The 19,418-nt window shown below is 47.9% G+C and carries 20 protein-coding genes; 7 read left to right on the forward strand and 13 right to left on the reverse strand.

Going from position 1 to position 19,418, the window contains the following annotated elements; all coding sequences use genetic code 11:
- Positions 1-2: 2 nt before the first annotated feature.
- From ACYVUU_RS05990 to ACYVUU_RS06005, 4 genes are all read right to left on the reverse strand, one after another.
- Complete coding sequence (locus tag ACYVUU_RS05990) at positions 3-1,886, reverse strand: sugar MFS transporter (protein WP_484500303.1); 1,884 nt, start codon at positions 1,884-1,886, stop codon at positions 3-5.
- A 187-nt stretch (positions 1,887-2,073) separates the two neighbouring features.
- Positions 2,074-2,664 carry a sugar O-acetyltransferase gene (locus ACYVUU_RS05995; protein ID WP_484500304.1) on the reverse strand — a complete coding sequence of 197 codons (591 nt, stop codon included), beginning with the start codon at positions 2,662-2,664 and terminating at the stop codon, positions 2,074-2,076.
- A 60-nt stretch (positions 2,665-2,724) separates the two neighbouring features.
- Complete coding sequence (locus ACYVUU_RS06000; protein WP_439774888.1) at positions 2,725-2,916, reverse strand: hypothetical protein; 192 nt, start codon at positions 2,914-2,916, stop codon at positions 2,725-2,727.
- Between the two features lie 37 nt (positions 2,917-2,953).
- Positions 2,954-3,793, reverse strand: a complete 840-nt coding sequence (locus tag ACYVUU_RS06005; protein ID WP_484500305.1) for an alpha/beta hydrolase — start codon at positions 3,791-3,793, stop codon at positions 2,954-2,956.
- 227 nt (positions 3,794-4,020) lie between these two features.
- Here ACYVUU_RS06005 and ACYVUU_RS06010 point away from each other — a divergent pair, with 227 nt between their 5' ends.
- From ACYVUU_RS06010 to ACYVUU_RS06025, 4 genes are all read left to right on the forward strand, one after another.
- A complete protein-coding gene (locus ACYVUU_RS06010; RefSeq protein ID WP_484500306.1) occupies positions 4,021-4,857 on the forward strand; it encodes a site-specific integrase in 837 nt (278 codons plus the stop codon).
- Positions 4,858-4,900: 43 nt separating this feature from the next.
- Positions 4,901-5,467, forward strand: coding sequence for a signal peptidase I (lepB, locus tag ACYVUU_RS06015; RefSeq protein WP_439774890.1), 567 nt, complete (start codon positions 4,901-4,903; stop codon positions 5,465-5,467).
- A 75-nt stretch (positions 5,468-5,542) separates the two neighbouring features.
- Positions 5,543-6,112 (forward strand): signal peptidase I, encoded by a 570-nt coding sequence (gene lepB / locus ACYVUU_RS06020; RefSeq protein ID WP_439774891.1) that lies wholly within the window; start codon positions 5,543-5,545, stop codon positions 6,110-6,112.
- 69 nt (positions 6,113-6,181) lie between these two features.
- Positions 6,182-6,367 carry an LBP_cg2779 family protein gene (locus ACYVUU_RS06025; protein ID WP_439774892.1) on the forward strand — a complete coding sequence of 62 codons (186 nt, stop codon included), beginning with the start codon at positions 6,182-6,184 and terminating at the stop codon, positions 6,365-6,367.
- Positions 6,368-6,743: 376 nt separating this feature from the next.
- On the opposite strand, the gene pepT is transcribed toward ACYVUU_RS06025, so the two are convergent.
- Genes pepT through ACYVUU_RS06040 form a run of 3 tightly spaced genes read right to left on the reverse strand, consistent with a single transcriptional unit; the run spans position 6,744 to position 9,508 of the window.
- Positions 6,744-7,982 (reverse strand): peptidase T, encoded by a 1,239-nt coding sequence (gene pepT, locus ACYVUU_RS06030; RefSeq protein WP_484500307.1) that lies wholly within the window; start codon positions 7,980-7,982, stop codon positions 6,744-6,746.
- Between the two features lie 40 nt (positions 7,983-8,022).
- On the reverse strand, positions 8,023-8,823 hold the full coding sequence (locus tag ACYVUU_RS06035; protein ID WP_484500308.1) for a Nif3-like dinuclear metal center hexameric protein: 801 nt from the start codon (positions 8,821-8,823) through the stop codon (positions 8,023-8,025).
- Positions 8,816-9,508 (reverse strand): tRNA (adenine(22)-N(1))-methyltransferase, encoded by a 693-nt coding sequence (locus ACYVUU_RS06040; RefSeq protein ID WP_484500309.1) that lies wholly within the window; start codon positions 9,506-9,508, stop codon positions 8,816-8,818. The genes ACYVUU_RS06035 and ACYVUU_RS06040 overlap by 8 nt, the downstream gene beginning before the upstream one ends.
- 144 nt (positions 9,509-9,652) lie before the next feature.
- On the opposite strand from ACYVUU_RS06040, the gene ACYVUU_RS06045 reads away from it, so the two are divergent.
- Together ACYVUU_RS06045 and ACYVUU_RS06050 are read left to right on the forward strand one after the other, a co-directional pair.
- On the forward strand, positions 9,653-10,093 hold the full coding sequence (locus ACYVUU_RS06045; protein WP_484500310.1) for an NUDIX domain-containing protein: 441 nt from the start codon (positions 9,653-9,655) through the stop codon (positions 10,091-10,093).
- Positions 10,093-10,923, forward strand: a complete 831-nt coding sequence (locus tag ACYVUU_RS06050) for a M23 family metallopeptidase (protein WP_484500311.1) — start codon at positions 10,093-10,095, stop codon at positions 10,921-10,923. Before ACYVUU_RS06045 ends, ACYVUU_RS06050 begins: the two co-directional genes overlap by 1 nt.
- A gap of 48 nt (positions 10,924-10,971) precedes the next feature.
- On the opposite strand, the gene ACYVUU_RS06055 is transcribed toward ACYVUU_RS06050, so the two are convergent.
- The 6 genes from ACYVUU_RS06055 to ACYVUU_RS06080 all read right to left on the reverse strand — a co-directional run bounded on the left by ACYVUU_RS06055 (position 10,972) and on the right by ACYVUU_RS06080 (position 18,372).
- The gene (locus ACYVUU_RS06055) at positions 10,972-12,027 is read right to left on the reverse strand and encodes a bifunctional transcriptional activator/DNA repair enzyme AdaA (RefSeq protein ID WP_484500312.1); all 1,056 of its coding nucleotides are present in this window, start codon (positions 12,025-12,027) and stop codon (positions 10,972-10,974) included.
- A gap of 170 nt (positions 12,028-12,197) precedes the next feature.
- On the reverse strand, positions 12,198-12,425 hold the full coding sequence (locus ACYVUU_RS06060) for a hypothetical protein (RefSeq protein ID WP_484500313.1): 228 nt from the start codon (positions 12,423-12,425) through the stop codon (positions 12,198-12,200).
- Between the two features lie 20 nt (positions 12,426-12,445).
- Positions 12,446-13,645, reverse strand: coding sequence for a hypothetical protein (locus ACYVUU_RS06065; RefSeq protein WP_484500314.1), 1,200 nt, complete (start codon positions 13,643-13,645; stop codon positions 12,446-12,448).
- Between the two features lie 361 nt (positions 13,646-14,006).
- Positions 14,007-15,743, reverse strand: a complete 1,737-nt coding sequence (locus ACYVUU_RS06070) for a mucin-binding protein (RefSeq protein WP_484500315.1) — start codon at positions 15,741-15,743, stop codon at positions 14,007-14,009.
- Positions 15,744-15,921: 178 nt separating this feature from the next.
- Positions 15,922-16,545: a CatB-related O-acetyltransferase gene (locus tag ACYVUU_RS06075; protein WP_484500317.1), complete on the reverse strand. Its 624-nt coding sequence runs from the start codon at positions 16,543-16,545 to the stop codon at positions 15,922-15,924.
- 96 nt (positions 16,546-16,641) lie between these two features.
- Positions 16,642-18,372, reverse strand: a complete 1,731-nt coding sequence (locus ACYVUU_RS06080) for an FAD-dependent oxidoreductase (protein ID WP_484500318.1) — start codon at positions 18,370-18,372, stop codon at positions 16,642-16,644.
- Between the two features lie 129 nt (positions 18,373-18,501).
- On the opposite strand from ACYVUU_RS06080, the gene ACYVUU_RS06085 reads away from it, so the two are divergent.
- Positions 18,502-19,374, forward strand: coding sequence for a helix-turn-helix transcriptional regulator (locus tag ACYVUU_RS06085; RefSeq protein WP_484500319.1), 873 nt, complete (start codon positions 18,502-18,504; stop codon positions 19,372-19,374).
- Positions 19,375-19,418 lie beyond the last annotated feature (44 nt).

Here is a 19,418-nt window from a genome sequence, read left to right on the forward strand (position 1 = left end):
ATCTATTTCTTCCCTTCTAACTTAAATACATCGTCCAGAGCCTTGACGCTGTGGCCAATTGGCAAGAGCAGCTGGCTATTTGCGAAAGTTTCACTGTTGATGATGGTCACGACAACCGTGTCATCCAGCTTGGCCTGCTTGATGACCGGGTCCCAGAATTCCAGGATCTCCTGTCCGGCTTCTACCTGGCTGCCCTCTTCAACATAGCTGACAAAGCCGGTCCCGTTCAATTTGACCGTACCGAGGCCAATATGGATCAAGACCAAGACCCCGTGTTCATTTTCTAAAACAATGGAATGCCGGGTTTTAGCCAGCTGGCGGACAGAACCGGCAAATGGCGCGTAGACTTTTCCGTCTTCTGGCACCAGGGCAAAACCGTCGCCTAATTTTTTCTTTGAAAAGACCGGGTCGTTTACCATGTCCAGGTTCATCAACTGACCGGACAAGGGACTAGCCAGGGTGAAGCTTTCAGCTTGTGCTGGCTTTTGAGCATGGCTTTGGCTGAACTGGGCTTCCAGCTGGTCAACAATTTCTGCGTGCTTTTCTTCGGTCAAGAGGACCTTTTTTGCAAAAATCAAAACTGCGATCAAGAGCATGGCAGCCGGGAAGGCAAACATGGCAAGCTTGAAAACTGTCTGGCCATGAGCGGTAATGGTTGAGGCAGTTGCCCCAGTAGTCATGCCGGCAGTAACGGCGATTAAGGAAACGAACCAGTTCGACAGTGCCCCACCTAACTTGTCGACCAGAGGCCGGACAGACAGGGTCAAGGCTTCGTCTCTGTGGCCCGTCTTCAGCTGCCCGTATTCAACGGCGTCAGAGATGATCATCAAAACGACCAGGAAGGCCAGAGGCTGCGGAATAAAGAAGAGCTCAGCACCAACCAGGGACAAGGCCAGGGAACCACTGGCAACTGAGAAAATGCCGATCCCTAAAAGCATTACCGCGATGCAGGCGTAGAAGAGGCGCTTTCTGTTGAACTTCTTGGCCAGTGATGGGAAGAAGGAAACAGAAACCAGGCCGACGAAGGTGTTGATGGTGTACAAGAGGCTGTAGCCATGGGCATCGCCCAGGATGTATGAGAAGTAGTAAAGCTGAAGAGCGTTCAAGGTGTTGACGCCCAAGCCGTAGAACCAGTAGGCAAAGGCCAGCCAGAGGAGCTGGTCGTTCTGCCCCAGGACCTTGAAGACCTGCTTCAAAGTCGTCTTCTCCTTGCTTTCCCGCAGAGCTGATTTAACTTCATGCGTGCCCAGGCCAACGGCAATTGAGGTCAGAATCCCGATTGTGGCAACAATCAAGGCAAAGAAGAACCAGCCCTGCTTGTCCCCGTTGGGGTTGGCCTTGCTAGCCGAAAAGAAGAGGACGATTGGAGTGATGACCACCCCGACTAGGTTAGCCCCGATAGTAGAGCCGACTCTGGCGAAAGTAGAGGTCTTCTCTCTTTCCCGGGAATCCAGGGACAAAGCCGGGATCATGGCCCAGAAGCCAGTGTCCTTAAAAGAGTAAAAGACGTCCATGATTAAGTAAACAATGCCGAAGATTACTAAGTAAACAACAGGATTGCTTTGGTTGAGTCCCCCAAAGTCGGTAAAGAGGGCCAGGAGGGCCAGGGAGCTGATGATCCCCCCGCCCACAACCCAGGGCTTGAACTTTCCCCACCGGCTTTCAGTACGGTCGATTGCGTTCCCGATCAAGGGGTCGATCAGGACTTCTCCGATCCGGATAGCCGCGATCAAGTTGGTGATGATAAAGATCATCTTGTGGTCACCGGCATTAAAGAGGTGGGTGGTGACGAAAACGATAAAGTAGGTTGACAGAGTCGCGTAGAAGACGTCGTTGCCAAAGGCACCGGCCGCGTACGACAAGCGTGAGACAAGCTTTTTCTTCATGATTTTCTCCTTTGGATCTTTAACTTGTTTACGCTTACAGTATAGACTTGTTTACTAAACAAATCAAGGTATTTTACCAAAAATATTTTTAGTAAACAAAAAATGACTCTTTGCTGTTTACAAAGAGTCATTTGCTGCTATTTACTTGTACTGACTGAATTTAGTTTTTACCGATTATTCTTATCTCTTACTTCTTCCAGTTCAAGTCACTGGTCGCGTCATCTTCAGTAATTTCCCGGATGACCCGGCAAGGATTACCGGCAGCCACGCAGTTGGCCGGGATATCTTTGACCACGACGCTGCCAGCCCCGATAACGGAATTGTCACCGATTGAGATGCCTGGCACCACCCGGACTCCCCCGCCGATCCAGACATTGTTCCCGACAGTAATCGGATAGGCATATTCCAGGCCGGCCTTTCTTCTTTCCACGTCTAGCGGGTGGCCGGAAGTGTAGAAGCCGCAGTCAGGGCCGATGAATACATTGTCGCCAAAAGTCACCCCGCCGGCATCCAGGACAGTCAAGTTGTGGTTGGCGTAGAAGTTTTCGCCAACCTTGATATTCCAGCCATAGTCGCACCAAAAGTTTGGTTCAATATGGCAGTTTTCACCAGTTTGCCCGAGGATTTCCTTTAAGAGCTCCCTTCTTTCAGCTCCAGCCGTCAATTGGTTGTAGCGGAGGCACTTGGCCTTGCAGGCAGCCAGTTCTGCCATCAAGCCTTCGTCTTGGCCAGGATTGTAGACCTGGCCTGCCAGCATCTTTTCTTTTTCTGTCGTCATTTTTTCACCTATTTTCTATTAAGCTACAGTTTCAGTTTAGCACTGGAGATTAATCACAGGTCATTTCTTATTTTGAATTTTTTGCCAAATCTTTTTGCTAGAGAGGACCAGCAGATAGGCTGAATAGGCAAACATCAAGGTGAAGAGAACGCGGAAAAGAAAATTGCCCGGGTTCAGCCACAAGTTGCCGTAAACAATCATGCTGAACACAGCGTAGAACAACTGGCAGAAATCTAGAATTTGTTCTTTCATCTTAGTTACCTAAAAATACGATTTCAACTCTGCATTCTTACTTATTTGGCCAAAGAAACTTAACCACTGTCTTCAAGACCTTTGGGTTCTCCCGCAAGCGGCTGTGTTGAGCCATTGGGCCGGTAAATTTCTTTTCCCGGTAGCTTTTTGCTCTAGCTTTAACCAAGTAGCGCATGGACAGGGTTGAAGAATTGTTGATCCGACCATCTGAGTGACTGCCGTCTTCCAAATCACCGTAGATGTTCAGTACCCGGGCCTTAGGGAAAATCTTCCGCAAGACCAGTAAATGGCGGTAATTTCTGCTCAATTTATATGGGCGGCCATTCTTTCTGTCTTTTGAAGTTTTCAGTCCCTGCCCGCGCACTCCATTGTAGTGGCCGGCAATGCTGACCATCCGCTTAAGCTTTGGGAAGGACTTCTTTTGTCCGTAGTTGATCAGCATGTAGCTGATTGTCGTGTTCCCCATTGAGTGGCCAATCAAGTTCATCTGCTTGAAATTCTGGCTTCTTTTGACTGCTCTGATTGCTTGGTAGGCATACCAGGCATCGCGATTGTAGTTGAGATTGCGATTGTCTTTAAAGCCAACCAGGACCAATGAGTTCTTAGCCTTTCTGGACAGTTTCTCACTTAATCTGACATGGCCACGGGTGTCAACTTCAGCCTTGATGACTTGCTTGCAGGCACCTGACTTAACAGCCTCTTTGGCCAAAAATTCTTCCGCCTTGATGCTAGAGCTATAGCCATGGATAAAAAAAGTAGGCCGCAGAGCCCGCTTGCTTGATGCGGCTTCTACTTTTTGCTGCTGGTAACCCGAAAGACCCAGCGTCGCTAATAATAAAGCGACGGCTATCCCGGTTTTCTTTAAATGCTTGTCCATATAAACTATCCCCTTGTTCTATCTTTCTTCATCTTTTTCTCTAATTTGCTTCAATTTTACTGGATTTTTTGCTGGGAAGTCAATCGAACAGGACAATCTTAATAAAGTAGACTCGACCTTTTGCTAACGAGGTTTTATTGGGCGCGGCGAAGCCGCGTTAGTGTGTTATAATTATTGTAGTAACAATTAGGATGCTTAAATAAAGGCAAAAAAGAAAGGAGCACGTCATGTATCCTCACCAAGAAGGCTTTGAAAATTGGTGTCGGGGCCCGCAAAGGCTCAGCCCCAAGTCAATTGAGAATGCCGATTACTGTTTGGACCACTTCTTTACCTATGCTGAAGTAAATTTTCCATCCAGTGATGTCAATGAAATCACGGCCAGCAACGTCCGCGACTACCTGCAGCAATTATCAACTAAAGAAAACCTGCAGGTCACGACCGTCAACAAGTACCTCTCCTACATCAAAAAGTACTTCTACTACCTGGCCCTGGCCGGAATCACCCCAACCTATCGGCTCCTGGACCTCAAAGGCTACTCTTTTGAGCGGCGGAAGACCTACGTGATCGGCTGGCAGGATCATTTGCCTGCCCTTATCCCCTACGTCAAGCAGCCGCTGACTCTGTGGCTGCTGCAGCTTTTTGCCCTGGGCTACCAGGCCAAGGAGCTCCTTGGAATTCGCTATAGCGATGTAAAGGACAATTTGGCTGAGATGTCTGACTACCTGACTGGAACACTCTCATTTGAGAAGGACCCAGATCCTTATATTTTCGCCTCAAGGTCCGGTGTAGCATACGCCAGTACCAACAATATCATGCAGCTGGTCAAGGCCGACAAGGACCTCCTCTCGCCCATGCCGATCACTTTGACCAATCTCCGCCTCTCTTATATCTATTCCATGATCAGCCAGCAGAAATATTCTGACAAGGAGCTCCTGGAGATTTTCCGCTGCCCGCCAAAGCGCCTGGCCTACTACCAGTACAACGCGGCCCAGTGCAATCTCATTCCATTTTCTGAAGAGATGCTAAAAAAGGCCGGCCCAGACGCCGCCCCTGCAAAAAAATAGGCTATAATTATGTTAATAGTCAGTAAAGGAGATTTTTAATCCAATGAAGAAAAAGAATACGCAAGCTGCTGAAGAAGAAAGCTGGGGCAAATTTTTCCGGGACGTCCTGGTCATGTTCCTGGTCTTTGTCTCAATCTATTATGTGATCTTCTCCTTCTTCTTAGCCAATGAAGTGGTATCCGGCCCATCCATGCAGCCGACCTTTGAAGACGGTGACCGCTTGATCGCTGTCCGCCGCTTTACTCCTAAGAGAAACGACGTTGTCATCATCAAGGCGCCAGACCAGGCCAACGCTATGTACATCAAGCGGGTGATCGGCCTGCCAGGTGACACGGTTCAGTCAAAGAACGATGTCCTCTACATCAACGGCAAGAAAACTGCCCAGCCATACCTTAACAACAAGTACAAGAAAGCCGACCGCTTAGCCGGGACCAACTACACGACCAACTTTAAGATCAAACTTAAAAAGAACCAGTACTGGGTCATGGGTGACCACCGGGACGTTTCCAAGGACTCCCGCTACTTTGGCCCAGTCAAGCGGAGCAAGATCTTGAGCAAGGTAGTTCTGCGCTACTGGCCAGTTACCCAGATCAGTACCAACTTCTATTAAGAAGCAATTCTATTAAGAAGCAAGCAAAGGGATCTAATTATCAGAGTGTGACAGAGAGAGCAAAAAATACAGAAAATGACAAGTAAAAAGAATAAGCAAGCAGCTGAAGAAGAGAGCTGGGGCAAGTTTTTCCGGGACGTCTTGGTCATGTTCCTGGTCTTCGTCTCAGTCTACTATGTAGTCTTCTCCTTCTTCTTAGCCAATGAAGTGGTATCCGGCCCATCCATGCAGCCGACCTTTGAAGATGGTGACCGCTTGATTGCCGTCCGCCGCTTTACGCCAAAGAGAAACGATGTTGTCATCATCAAGGCGCCTAACCAGCCAGGAGCCATGTACATCAAGCGCCTGATTGGCCTGCCTGGTGACACGGTCCAGTCCAAAAACGACGTCCTCTACATCAACGGCAAGAAGACGGCCCAGCCGTATTTAAACAATAAATATCAAAAAGCCGACCACTTAGCTGGGGTAACTTATACTAATAACTTCAAGGTCAAGCTGAAGAAGAACCAGTACTGGGTCATGGGTGACCACCGGGACGTGTCTAACGACTCACGCCGCTTCGGCGCGGTTTCCAGAAGCTCAATCTTAAGCAAGGTAGTTCTGCGCTACTGGCCAGTTACCCAGATCAGCACCAACTTTTACTAAAAAAATCTGAAGCTCCCTCACTAGCTTTTAAAAAAATGGTAAAATAAAGTTATTAAGGAGTGAAGATCAATGAAACCAGAAGAACTTTCGGATGCAATTATCGAATTTCAAAGCAAGCACGCTGTGAGCGACACTAACTTGGCCTTTGCCAGTCACCTCTCAGTGGAAAAGGTGCACGCCATGAAGCAAGGGCGGGGCAACTTTACCAGCGATGAAATCAACCAGATGCTGGACTATCTCCAGAGCCAAATGTAATCAACCGGGCCAAACGGCCCGGTTTTATTTTGCCCTTTTTCTTTACTCACTCATTTCTTTTTATCCCTTCATTGTTTCACGCTAACTATTTTACATTTTGCGTAAAGTGTAAAAGGACAAAAAGTTTGTTATATCAAGGATAATAGCTATTATTTTCTTAACAGCTGCCATTTTTTATCATTTAACTTTAACCCGCTATCACAAGCGTTAAAGCTTGCTATTACAGTATTTTCCTTTTCAGCTCTGTAAGCCTTTTACTCCGATTTTTGTTCCACGGTATCTTTTTACCCTATCTATGGCCAAGTTATTCACAGGTAAAAAATAAGAGCCGCCCTAGAGCAGCTCTTATCCTTCAGTTATTCTTTTCTTCTTTCTCTTACTTGTTCCGGTCAGCTTGCAGCTCAGCCATCTTGATCATGACGTCGACAGCCTTCCACATTGATTCCAGAACCGTGTATTCGTAGCGGCCGTGCATGTTTTCTTCCCCGGCAAAGAGGTTCGGGCATGGCAGACCCATGTAAGTCAGTTGTGACCCGTCCGTGCCCCCTCTGACTGGTTCTTCATTGATTTCAGTCAAACCGCAGGCTCTGTATGCATCCCGGGCCAGATCAATGATTTCCATGTGCTTGGCCAGTTCATCAGCCATGTTGTAGTACTGGTCCCACATCTTCAACTTGATTCTTTCCCCGTACTTGGCGTTGAGTTCAGCCACCTTTTCCTTGACCAGGTTCTTCCGGGCTTCCAAGCCGTCACGCTTAAAGTCACGGATGATGTAGGCCAGGTGGGCGTTGTCAACCGTACCAGAGAAGTCCATCAAGTGGTAGAAGCCTTCTTCGCCTTCAGTCTTTTCCGGCACTTCGTCTTGCGGCAGGGAGTTTTGGAAGTCAATCCCGACTTGGATAGCGTTGATCATTTGCCCCTTGGCTACAGCTGGGTGGACGTTAACGCCTTGGATGTCCAATTCAAACTGAGCTGCAGAGAAGGTCCCCCAGTCCAGCTTGCCCGGGCCTTCCCCGTCAACCGTGAAGGCAAAGGCAGCGTTGAAGTCATCCACGTCAAAGTGCTGAGCACCAGTGCCGATTTCTTCGTCTGGCGTGAAGCCCAAGCGGATTTCCCCATGCTTGATTTCCGGGTGAGCCAGGAGGTATTCAGCAAAGGTTACCAGTTCGGCATCCCCGCACTTGTCGTCCCCGCCCAAAAGTGTGTCACCAGAAGCTGAGATGATGGTCTGCCCCTTGTACTTCTTCAAGTTCGGGAAAACGTCCGGATCCAGGTAGAACTCGCTGTCGCCCAGTTGGATCTTGCTTTCCCCGTCGTAGTTTTCAGTAATCTGTGGCTTAACGTTTTCTGAGTTGAAGTCAGCCGTGTCGCAGTGAGCCAAAAAGCCCATGACCGGCACGTCCCAGTCAACGTTGGAAGGAAGAGTAGCGATGACCGTGCCGGCCTTTTCGTTGTAGTGAACGTCACTTAAGCCCAATTCTTCCAGTTCCTTCATGATGACCATTTGGTAGTCCACTTCTCTTTGGGTAGATGGGAAGCGGTCAGAGTGCTCGTCTGACCGGGAGTTGATCTTGACGTACTTCAAAAATCTTGGCAGCAAAGTTGGGTATTCCATTTTTTCTCCTTTTACCTTTACATAATCGAAAATATTTCACTTAGTCAAAAATATTCTGGAAGGGATCGGTTGATTCAGCGCTGATCATGCACTCTAGCTCCCAGCCCTCTTCCTTCTGCCAGGCTCTAAGGCGCTTGGCAGCTTCATACTTGAAGAGCTTCTCCGTGTAGTGGCCCGGGTCAACCACTACCAAACCAGACGAAATCATGTCATGGCCAGTGTGGTAGTAGACGTCACCAGTAATGTAGGCGTCGCAGTTGTCTCGTAAAGCCTGCTTCCAGAACTTATTCCCGTCCCCGCAGACAAAGGCGACAGTTTCCACCATTTTATCTTGGTCAGCGCAGATCAAGCGGACCATGTCCACCCCCATCTTTTCCTTGACGTAGTGGGCAAAATCAATGGCCTTCAAAGCCTTTGGCAGGCGGCCCTTCCGGCCAATAGCGATGCCGTCGTCATCCGGGGCAAAGCCGGTTACATCGACCAGGCCAAGCTCTTCAGCCTGCCAGTCGCTTGACCCGTCTTGGGCCTTGTCGGAGTTGGTATGGATGGAGTAAACGGTGATGCCGCTGGCGATAATCTTGGCGTACATGGCCTTTTGCGGGTCGCTGTAGTCCAGGTTGTTAACCGGCCGGAAGATCAAGGGGTGGTGGCTGACGATGAGGTCAGCTCCCCGCTTGATAGCTTCATCAACCACGTTTGGCCGGACGTCCAAAGTCACCAGGATCTTGTGGACCGGTGCTTCCAGGCTGCCGATCTGCAGACCGACTGGGTCACCGGCGCTGGCGATGCTTTCCGGGAAAGCTTCATTGAGTTTAGCAACAATGTCTTTTACTTTAGTCATTTTCCTCACCTAATTCAGTCTTGATCATGGCCAGCAAGTCTTCGACTTCCTTGATCCGGGTCAAGTCCTTTTCCCGGGCCTTGTTGAGGTTAGCCAAGAGCTTTTGGTAGTAGGCTTCCTGTCCCTGCCACTTTTTATAAAAAACATCAGTCTTGTTCTTTAAGAGCAAGGGACCAAATTCCTGCTCGCGGACAGTCAATTCGTGAACCTGGTCAGTCAGTTTAGCCTTGATCAGTTCATAGATGTGGCCTGCTTCATAGACGATGTCTTCAGCGACGATTTCATACTTGTGCTCCATCAACCAGCGGCGGACGGTGTTTTCCCCGATATTGGCTTCAAGAACCAAAGTTGGGTAGTAGACGCCCCGGGAGGCAGCTTCTGAGAGCAGGTTGACCATCAATTTGCCGCCCATGCCGGCGATGACGACCGTGTCAATCTGATCGCTGTCTTTGATGGTTTCCAGGCCTGAACCCAGGCGGGTTTCAATCTGGTCAGAAAGTCCCGCGGCCGCGATGTCCGTTTCCGCGTTCTCCAAGGGGCCAGCGGCAACGTCACTGGCGATGGCGTGGCTGATCTTGCCGCTCTCTACCAGGAGGATGGGCAGGTAGGCGTGGTCGGTGCCGATATCGGCCAAGCGACTGCCTTGATCAACCATTTCGGCAAGTCTGTTAAGTCTTAAATTCATAAGTAAAGCGCTCCTTTATCCAAAAGTAAATTCTATCATAAGTCAGCTGGGAAAAAGCGGTTTCTGCACAAAAATAATCTGTGTGCTATAATTGGGAGTAGTTTTGTCAGCATTTTGGATGACAGGAGGCAAAGAGAAAGGGAAATGGATCGGACGGAGCCTACAACTTTAACAAATATGTGTATGATCGTGGACCAGGACCGAGTCTTGACCATTGACCGGGAGGACCCGGTTTGGCCAGGCCTGGCTTTCCCGGGCGGTCACATCGAAAAGCATGAGTCTTTTCATGATTCAGTCATTCGCGAGGTCAAAGAAGAAACCAACTTAGACATAGTCAGTCCCCGCTTGGTCGGCTTCAAGCAGTTTTTTGACAAGCTGGACCGGCGCTACCTGGTCTTCTTCTACCGGGCCGACCAGTTCTCAGGGAGTCTCCACGCTTCAAGGGAAGGCAAACTGGAATGGGTCAAGATCAGCGACTTGCCTAAGCGGCAGTTAGCCTACAACTTTGACCGGGACCTGGAAGTCTTTTTAAAAAGTGACATTGATGAGCATGTATTGTTGGACAAGAAGGACTTTTTATATTAATGAGCAAGAAAAAGAAAAATAATAAGAAAAAGAGCAAGCGGATCTGGGGCGGGGTCGTGACGGTGGCACTTTTTGCCGCCCTCTTCGCTTTCGCGGGTCTCTACATCAAGAACTATCCGGTGGAAAAGGATATCAAGCTGGTGGCGACCCAGCCCAAGGCCTTGAAGGCCAAGAAGACGGTGGCTGAAAAGGACATCTGGGGCTATCCATTCGCCAAGTGCTACACCAAGAAGATCAAGTACCTGTCTGGCCAGCGCTACGGGAAGACCGACGTCTGCCGGCGGGTCTACCCGAAGAAGTCCTACTTCCATGACGGCTGGGACTTTGGCTGGAGCGAGGTCGGCAACAAGGCAGCGGTTTTGGCCATTCACCCGGGGACGGTTAAGAAAGTTGCCTACTGCACGGGTCTTGGCTGGTACATCTGGGTCGTTTCTCCAGATGGCTACGTGGAAGTTTACCAGGAAGGTTTTGCTAACCGGTCCGACATTATGGTTAAGGCAGATCAGAAGGTCAAGCTGGGCGATAAGCTTGGCCGGCTGACTGACTCCCACCTGCACCTGGGGATCACCAAGACTAGCGCTGACTACATCAGCAAGCATGGTCACCCTTACAAGAACTACTGGCGGGACAACGGCACCTGGCTAAACCCGATGAAGGTGATTACTGACAGCTTGAAGCTGCAAGCAGATGTCAAGGAATACAACGCCAAGGCAACTAGCTACAATGCCAAGGCGACCAGCTACAACGAGAAGCTGGCGGCTAAGAAGAAAAAGCTGAAGGCGGAAGAAAGCAAGCACCCTTACCACTACTTGAAGTCATTTATCAAATAGAGATAGAGAAAAAGACGACTGAAATTAATCAGCCGTCTTTTAGTTTGCTCACTTTTTTACCCCGCCCTTTTCCAGGTCTAATAGATAACGCTTAGCTTCAAGGCCCACCGCGTATCCAGTCAGGCTTCCGTCAGCCCCAATGACCCGGTGGCAAGGAATTAAGATCAAGATTGGGTTGCAGTGGTTTGCCATGCCCACGGCCCGTGAGGCCTCCTTGCTTCCCGTCATCTCCGCCAGTTCTCTGTAAGTTCTGGTTTCGCTATACGGGATCTGCCGCAGCTGCTCCCAAACTTTCTTCTGAAAATCCGTTCCTTTCGGATTCAAAGGCAGATCAAAGTCTTGCCTTTGGCCGGCAAAATATTCAGATAGTTCCGCTTTGCAGGCCTCGACCAAGTCGCTTGACGGGTCGCCGGGGATGATCCGGTCAGCCGGGATTTTGTCTGCATCCCTGCCAGCCAGCTTTTGCTGCACGCCTGCTGGTTCAATGCAGAGAATGGCGTCTTGCGAGGCAATAATCCTGAGCGGTCCAATTGGCGTGTCCATCACGGCTCGGCTGATATTGCTGGCAAAAATCTGCCTGTACTTTGCCGGCGGCATTCCGGTCTGCCGGCGAAAATGCGCGTAAAAAGTTGATATATTTTCATACCCAGCGGCGCCGGCTGCATCGAGAACGCTGGCCCCAGCCTGCAAGGCCTGTTTGGCGGCATCAGTGCGCACCTGGGTCAAATAATCCTTGACCGGCATTTCATAATATTGCTTGAACAGCAACGACAAGTGCTTTTTACTTGCGCCAAGCTCTTTAATTTTATTATTCAGCTGTTCCTGGTCGCTGAAATAGTGATCAACCACGGCCTTGCTTGCTTCAGCCAGCTCACGGTCCGGATCATAGGCAGGCAAGTCAGGCCGGCAACGCTTGCAGGGACGGTAGCCAGCTGCTTCTGCTGCTTCCCGCGTAGTAAAATATTCAACATTGGCCCTTTTAGGAACTTTTGATTTGCAAGAAGGCCGGCAAAAGATTTTGGTAGTCTTCACGGCATAATAAAATTTTCCATCATAAGCCTGGTCGCAAGTTTGGACTGCCTGCCACATTTCGTTGTCATCCATAGCTCTTCTCCTCGTTGTCAAGCAGTAGAAAGTTTTCAAAAAGCACTTTCATCTATATGAAACTTTAACATATTTAGCCAGTTTTTGCTTCTGAAAAAGGCAGATTCAATTGCTTGGGACGAAAAAACGGCTGAGTTAGGTCAGTCGTTCTTTTGCTGATTTTTTACTTTCTACTTTGATTCTTCACTTAATTCATCATAAAGCTGTGCCAGCAGCATGACCAAGGGCCACTTGGTGTGCATTAAGCGCTCAGGACTAGATACAAAATGACGTACTGTCTGATATGGAATCCCTGTTCTTTCAGCAATCATCTTCCGACTGTTATTTTGATTTTTAAGCAATGCTTCTGCTTTATGAATGTATTTCAAGCTTTCCTCATTTAGCTCTATCTTGTCCACATTTTTTACCTCTTTTTTAGTTATGCTGACAATTTCAAGGAGACGCAGTTAACGCCGCTTTTGGCGAGCTCAGCGTCACCGAAGCCATCTGGTGCCTGCTCACTAAAGTAGATATTGTTAGCAGCCCAGTTGTCACCGTCCGCATGGTGATGGACGATGTACCAAACTTGCTTCTTATCAGTGTCTAAGGCGATAGTTTCACCTCCACCATAGATATTCTGATCGTCAAAAAGCATGGTTAAGTCATTAAGTCTCAAATTGATGCGCTTATCGTCCAGCTGATTGTTTTCTTCTACCCAGCTTGCTAAATTACGCAGTGACTTACGCCATTCCTTTGCCTTTTTGCCAGCTTCCTTTTGGGCCTTGTACTTTTCAATCAGTTCCTTGCCTGCATCAGTATCAGAGACATCTTCGTACTCTACATAGTAGATGTCACCATAGCCAGATACATTGTCTTCGTCACTGATAAAGCGGCTTGAGATACACTTCCCTGCACGGTAAGTAGTTTCTCCATCTACAGTCTTCTTGGCCACGACAGTCATGCTACCAATTTTAGGCTCAGAGCTGCGGTCTGCTGGAATCTGGCGAGTGAAGTGATTTTTCAGCCACTGCTTTCTCTTTGCCCGTTTGGCTTCACGTTCAGCTTGCTGAGCTTCTTCCTTTTTACGCCGCATTTCTGCAATTTCATCATCATAGTCAAAGCAACCAAGCTTGTGCAGATTATCGATTCTCTTTTCGTTGATGTACATGTCATCAGCGAACTGCTCACGGATATACTTGATATTCCGTCTGGCAACGCCTAAGCGTACAAGCTTACTGATCTCTTCGTCATATTCAGTGACGTTGAGGTTTTTGAGTTCTTCTCTTTGATCTTCAGCATATCTAACGTCACTAGGAGAAGGAATAAAACTCTCATCCTCCCACTTGTTCTTGAAGGCGTTATAGATGCTTTCAGAACGCTCATCTTCGTATTGCTTACTGCCGATTGGGACAAGGAGGCGCTTAGTGCCGTATCTGCTCTCTTCCTTTTGGACTTCAACCAGGTAGTCAGTGAGTTCTGTTCCTGCCTCGATATCCTTGTTGGAATCATCGATCAGCATTTTGACTTCGTAATCACGTTCAATGCCGCCATGGCCTTGCCAATGCTGAATACAGCTCCAATACTTACGTCCCTTCTTGACGAGTTTTACGTTAACTTTTTGTACAAATGTAGTAGTCATTTTTTGGTCATTCCTTTCAACTTTCTGTACCTACAGTATACCATTATTGTGCCTAAAATGGAACATATATGAATAGAAATGTAGGCACATTTTCCAAGATAGGTACTCTATTAGAGCTAGAAGCGGTAAATGCAAATCTAATAAGGCGTAACAAAAGGCCCTAAGTTTGGGTACTCAGAGCCTTTTGCCATCTATATGCTATTTTCTGGTTTAGTTATCTTGATGTAATGCTATTCAGAAGGGTAAAGGAAAAGCCGTCACAAGGACGGCCGACCAAAAAATAATACTACTAGGTCGTGCTAACCCGACCTAAGTCAATTTTACGGGGTTTAACGGGTAATTGCAAGCTTAGCCGCTAATATTACTTCCAGAATTCTTGGTATTCAACGACATATGCTTTACCATTGATAGTAACAGCAGTTGAGCCAATACATACTTTTTTAAAAGTAGGATTAATGATATTGATATAGTGACCAGTAGTTTGGCCAAATCCAGTATGGCCCGTATCATAGGTTTCTTTTTCTGCCCTAATAGCTTGCTTAAAAGAATCTAATAGGGAATACGCCATCTTGGCTGAACTAACATCGTTCATACTCTTTCCTAATGACACTCCATTATTATTCTCAGCATCCCTTTTAATATCAATACCATTAGTAGTGTGGTAAAAATTTTCATATCCACTTGCAGCTGATTTTTCAGCATATTTCTTTACAACTCGATTTACTTCATCTTGCTTATCATATGCATAAACTAATGGCTTAGCTCCATTTCCAGCTTTAGCTCTAATATCGTTCAATAACTTAAGAAAATCTTCGGAGGTCTTTTTCTGCCAATTTTCGTCCCAAACTAAAGTTGGATGAGTTGAACCAACGGCTTGGTCTGTATTAATAAAGCCGTCCGTTTTTACCCAAACAGAACCGTTGTTATCCAAGGGATCAGCAATGTTGTACCACTTCACATCATTCTTGTCCGTAGCAGTTGCTGATACGTGATAAACAATAGGGTAGTAGGCTCCTTCAAAATATTCCGTTGTTGCAGCATTCTTCTTTCTACTCAGCGTGTTATCGGAATTCAAAGTAAACATATCAATATTCTTGCTTCCGTCTGCTGAGCTAATATCTCTCTTAACGTTGAAGTTTGCAGATATGATGGATAAAGTGTTCTTTACAGCTGGTGGTGTAACTGGCTTATCTGTATCAGTTGATAATACCCAATATTTATTGTCATCCGTATCTGTAACATAATAGTAGGTATTTCCTTTTGAATCAGTTGCTTGCTTAGAAACTTTAAATGTCTGTTCACCATCCATCGCTGTAGTTTCGCCTTCATTTACAAAGGAAGAACCATTTCTTGAATACATAGTGTATTTGTATTCTTTTCCACGAGACGTTGTTATTGCCTTATTTGCTTTTACAGTAAAGGTCTTCTTAACAGAACTTGAACTACTAGAAGCATTTGATCCACTATTAGTTTGCTTAGACGTAGAAGATGAGTTAGTACTTGAGCTGCTGTTAGCCGCTGAAGCATTCTTCTTGTAGGTCACCTTGATAGTCTGATTCTTTCGCTTGTAAGTTACCTTAGCCGCACCTACGCTAGAACGACTGGCGGTATAGCCTTCTACCTTGGCTACAGTATACTTCTTCCAAAAAGAAGTACTCCACTTGCCATAAGTCATTTTCTTGGTCTTGTTATCAGTCTTCACACTCCGCTTGATGTAGGCATTCTGAATTACCTTCTTCTCACCTGTTGGCTGAAAGAGCTTAATAGTTCTGGTGATTTTCTTAGTCTGCGTGGAATAGCTGTAGCGAACAAATACTTTCTTGGCATTGCTAGTACGGATGTACCGCCCCTTGCCAAGGCTATAGTACTTCTTCCCCTTGATAGTCTTAGTACCGTAAACGGTCAGCTTGGCATTCTTCTTGTAAGACTTCTTGGTCTTCTTGCCCTTTGAGGTGTAGACATAAGCCTTCTTAGATACACGTACTTGGTACTTAGATGCGGCTTGTACGCTTGCTTGCGGTACTACAGAGATAAAAGCACCTGCTGAAAGCAGTGCGACTGAGGCTGATACGCCAGTGATAATTTTTGTGAGTTCCATTTTTCTGTTCTCCTAAATTAGACAAATCATTTCCGTAATTAAATTATATCACACAAGCAATCGCCATAATACAAGCACCCCAGACTATCGTAAAGAAAGAATAATGCTTCATCAATTATTCGAGACGAAAAAAACGGCTGACCCAGGTCAGTCGTCTTTTGCTGTTCTATTGTTCTGTCTACTTTGCCCTATTCTTGATATTTAAGAGGCCTGCCTTTGATTCTTCCAAGTCAAGGTTGGTTAAAAACGGGATGGCTTCTTCGATTTGCTCATCAGAGAAGTTCCACCATTCCAGCTTGTTCAGAAAAGCAATCGTTTCCTGGTCGAAGCGGTAGCGGATGAGACGGGCCGGGTTACCGGCAACGATAGCGTAATCTGGCACGTCTTTGGCAACAACCGCCCGGCTGCCGATGACAGCGCCATTGCCGATCTTGACGCCTGGCATGACGGTTGTTCCCCGGCCGATCCAGACGTCACTGCCGATCACCGTGTCCCCCTTGACCGGCATGTCTTCAGCCCGCATGCTGGATCTTTCGTACCAGTCCTTTTTGACAGCCATGAAGGGGTAAGTGGAAATAGAGTTCATGGAGTGGTTAGCTGCTGGCATAATGAAGCGGACGCCATTAGCGATGCTGGTGAAGCTGCCAAAGATCAGTTTGGCCCGGTCTTCCCGGTTATAAAGGACGCAGTCTTCTTCGAAATCTTCATCCGCCTTTTCCTTGGCATAGTAGGTGTACTTTCCGGCGATAATGTTGCTGCTTTTCACTGTGTCCTTGAGGTAAATCATTTCTGTTTCTTTCATAATTGTGTTCCTTTCGTCTATGGCCATTATTATGCGCCAGAAAGACATGAAAAGAAAAGCACAGTTTCAGCACATCTGTTGGATTTTGCAGAAAAATTATTCCTCAATGAATTTGGCTGCTTCCAGGCCGGCGATGCGGCCGGAGTTTACGGCAAAGCCCATGGTGTTGCCCGGCAGGGTAAAGTTGTAGCTGTCGGCGTAGATGGTGTTAGCATCAGAGCCGGCACTGAAAAGGCCTGGGATAACCTGGTCTTCGTCATCCAGGACTTGGCAGTTCTCATCAATCTTAACGCCGCCAACCGTGCCATAAGCACCGCTGTAGAACTTGCCGACCAGGTAGCCGCCTTCCCCGGTCAATTTGTGGAGGTAGTCAGGATTTTTGAAAAATTCTCTATCCTGGCCATGATCACAGTAGCTGTTGTAATCGTCGATGGTCTTTTGGAGTTTATCTACTGGGATGTCCAACTTTTCAGCCAATTCGCCGACGCTGTCAGCCGTAATGATGGCCTCATAGCCATTCTCTTCTGCCTTCTTGATCACCGGGTCCAGCATCTTGAAGCCAGCGGCCGGGTGGACGATGTCCATGATGTCTGGGCCGCCCTCCTGGTACTTTTGCAAAATCGCCCGGTCCATAATGACATAGGCGTAGTGGCCCGGCTGCAGGAACATGGCGTTGCCGGAAAAAGTAGTATTGCCCAGCATCCCTTCATCCATAAAACGGTCGCCCTTCTGGTTGATCATCAAGTTTGGCTGACGCAGGACGCCGTCAGCGACCATGTATTCCAGGTTGTGCGGGAGAATATAGATCATTTCAACCGTATCACCGTACTTTTGGGCACCGGCTTCCCACATCATCTTCAAGCCTTCGCCATTGATGCCAGGCACGTTGAAGGTGAAGAAGTCCTTGTCGAGGTTAAAGCCCAGACGGTCCTTCAGCATCTCAGCATTTGACCCGTAGCCGCCGGTTGCCACCACAACGGCTTTAGCATGGACGGTGTACTTGACCGCTTCACTTTCAGCAACTAAGCCGGTCACCTTGCCATCTTCAGTCAATAGCTTTTTAACTGGAGTTTCCAAGTAGAACTTAACGCCCAATTCTTCAGCCCGCTTGGTCAAGGCCTTGTTCATGGCAGAGGCGCAGCCTGGTCCGATCTTGCCGCCACCTGGATCAACGATGTGCCAGGTAGCATTAGATTCCTTGAAGTAGCGGAAAGCCCCGGCGAACTTTACCCCCATGCCTTCCAGCCAGTCGATTGTTGAGGCAGACTGCTTGAAGTAGCGGGCGACCAGGCGGCCGTTAACCCGGTAGTGAGTGTATTCCATCTGGTTCTTCAAGGCATCGGCAACTGAGATTTCATTGAAGTTGGCCTTTTGGATCTTAGTGTTGATCCCCAGCGGCCCCATACCCATGTTTGCGGTCCCGCCGGTGATCTTTTCTTTTTCAAAAACCAGGACCTTAACGCCCTGTTCAGCAGCAGATACGGCTGCGGCTAAGCCGGCCGGGCCAGCAGCGACAATCGCCAGGTCAGTGGTCAATTCTTCGCTGGTCTTGTCTTGACTCTCCCCGCTGGCTTCCTGCAGGGCCTTTTTAACAGCGGTCATGATGGCGTTAGAAGAGACCGTGGCGCCAGAAACAGCATCGACATCCGTTGACTGGGCGGCGATGATTTCGTTGGCAATGACGTCGTTAGCCTTAGACTGGTATTCACCAGCCCCGACCAGGACCTCGATAGCACTGATCTTCCCGCCAGTAATGGTGGTAGCGACTTTAACCGGGCCGTGCAGGCCTTCTGCTTCAGTTTGGTACTTTCCGTCTTGATATGACATGGTAGTTCTCCTTGCTTTCCTTACTCATTTTCTTTAACCGCTTACATTGTATCGTGAAGAAAGTATAATAGTAATTAAGCAAGGTATCTAAATCATTAGCAAAAAGTAACTATTTAAGGGAGCAAGAAAATGTTTAAAGAGCTGGAAGTCATTGACAGTATTGAGATTAGCCATGATTCGTTTATTGAGAAAGATAGCGAAGAAAATAGCTCAGACTTTCACTTGGAGTTAGTTGAAGTCCTCTCTCCTTGTCATGCAGTCTTAAACAAGTTGCCCTGTCAGCTGGCTGCCTATGATATCGTGATCTCAAGGAAGTTTCCCCGGCTGGCTTTTTTCAACAAAGATGACTTCAGAATAAGACTGGTCAGTCTGGACTTTAAGCGGCAGGCGGTGCTCGACATGCTCACCATGGCCAATAACGGGCTGGTGCACGACGTCTTTAAGGACTTGGACCAGGCAGAGAGCTACGTGCACTATACCGGCCTGGACAACATGATTTGTCATGAGGGGCTGAACTTCTGCCAGAAGATTGCTGAGGCAGGTGAAGACAGCTATTTCGTGGATTATGAGCTGTCTCTGGCCTGCGCGGGCTTTCTGACAGAGCTTTCTAGGCACTATCACGCCAGAGTCCGGCTGGATTCATCGCGCTTTCCCAGCAGCAATGTCCACTATGCTAATCCGATGACCAGAACGGGGATGATCATGAACTATCTGGTGGCTAATATTCAAGACGTGACTTTGGAAAAAATGGCTGCCCACTTCGGTTACCAGCCTAAGTATCTGTCCCGCTTGATCCGGCAGCTTTTTGACCAGACTTTCAGCCAGCTGAAGACGGAGACCCGGGTGTCGATCAGCAAATCGCTCTTGGAGCTGACGACCAAGAGCATCGAGGAGATCAGTGAGATCGTCGGCTACCCTAGCGTCAGTACCTATTACCGGGCCTTTAAAATGGCCACCGGGCTGACGCCGAGCGAGTACAGGAAGATGCGGCGGGAGGGATGAAGTTCGGCTGAAAGAAAAATGACTCCGGTGTTGTACCGGAGCCA

The organism is Lactobacillus sp. WILCCON 0058 (assembly GCF_057198005.1).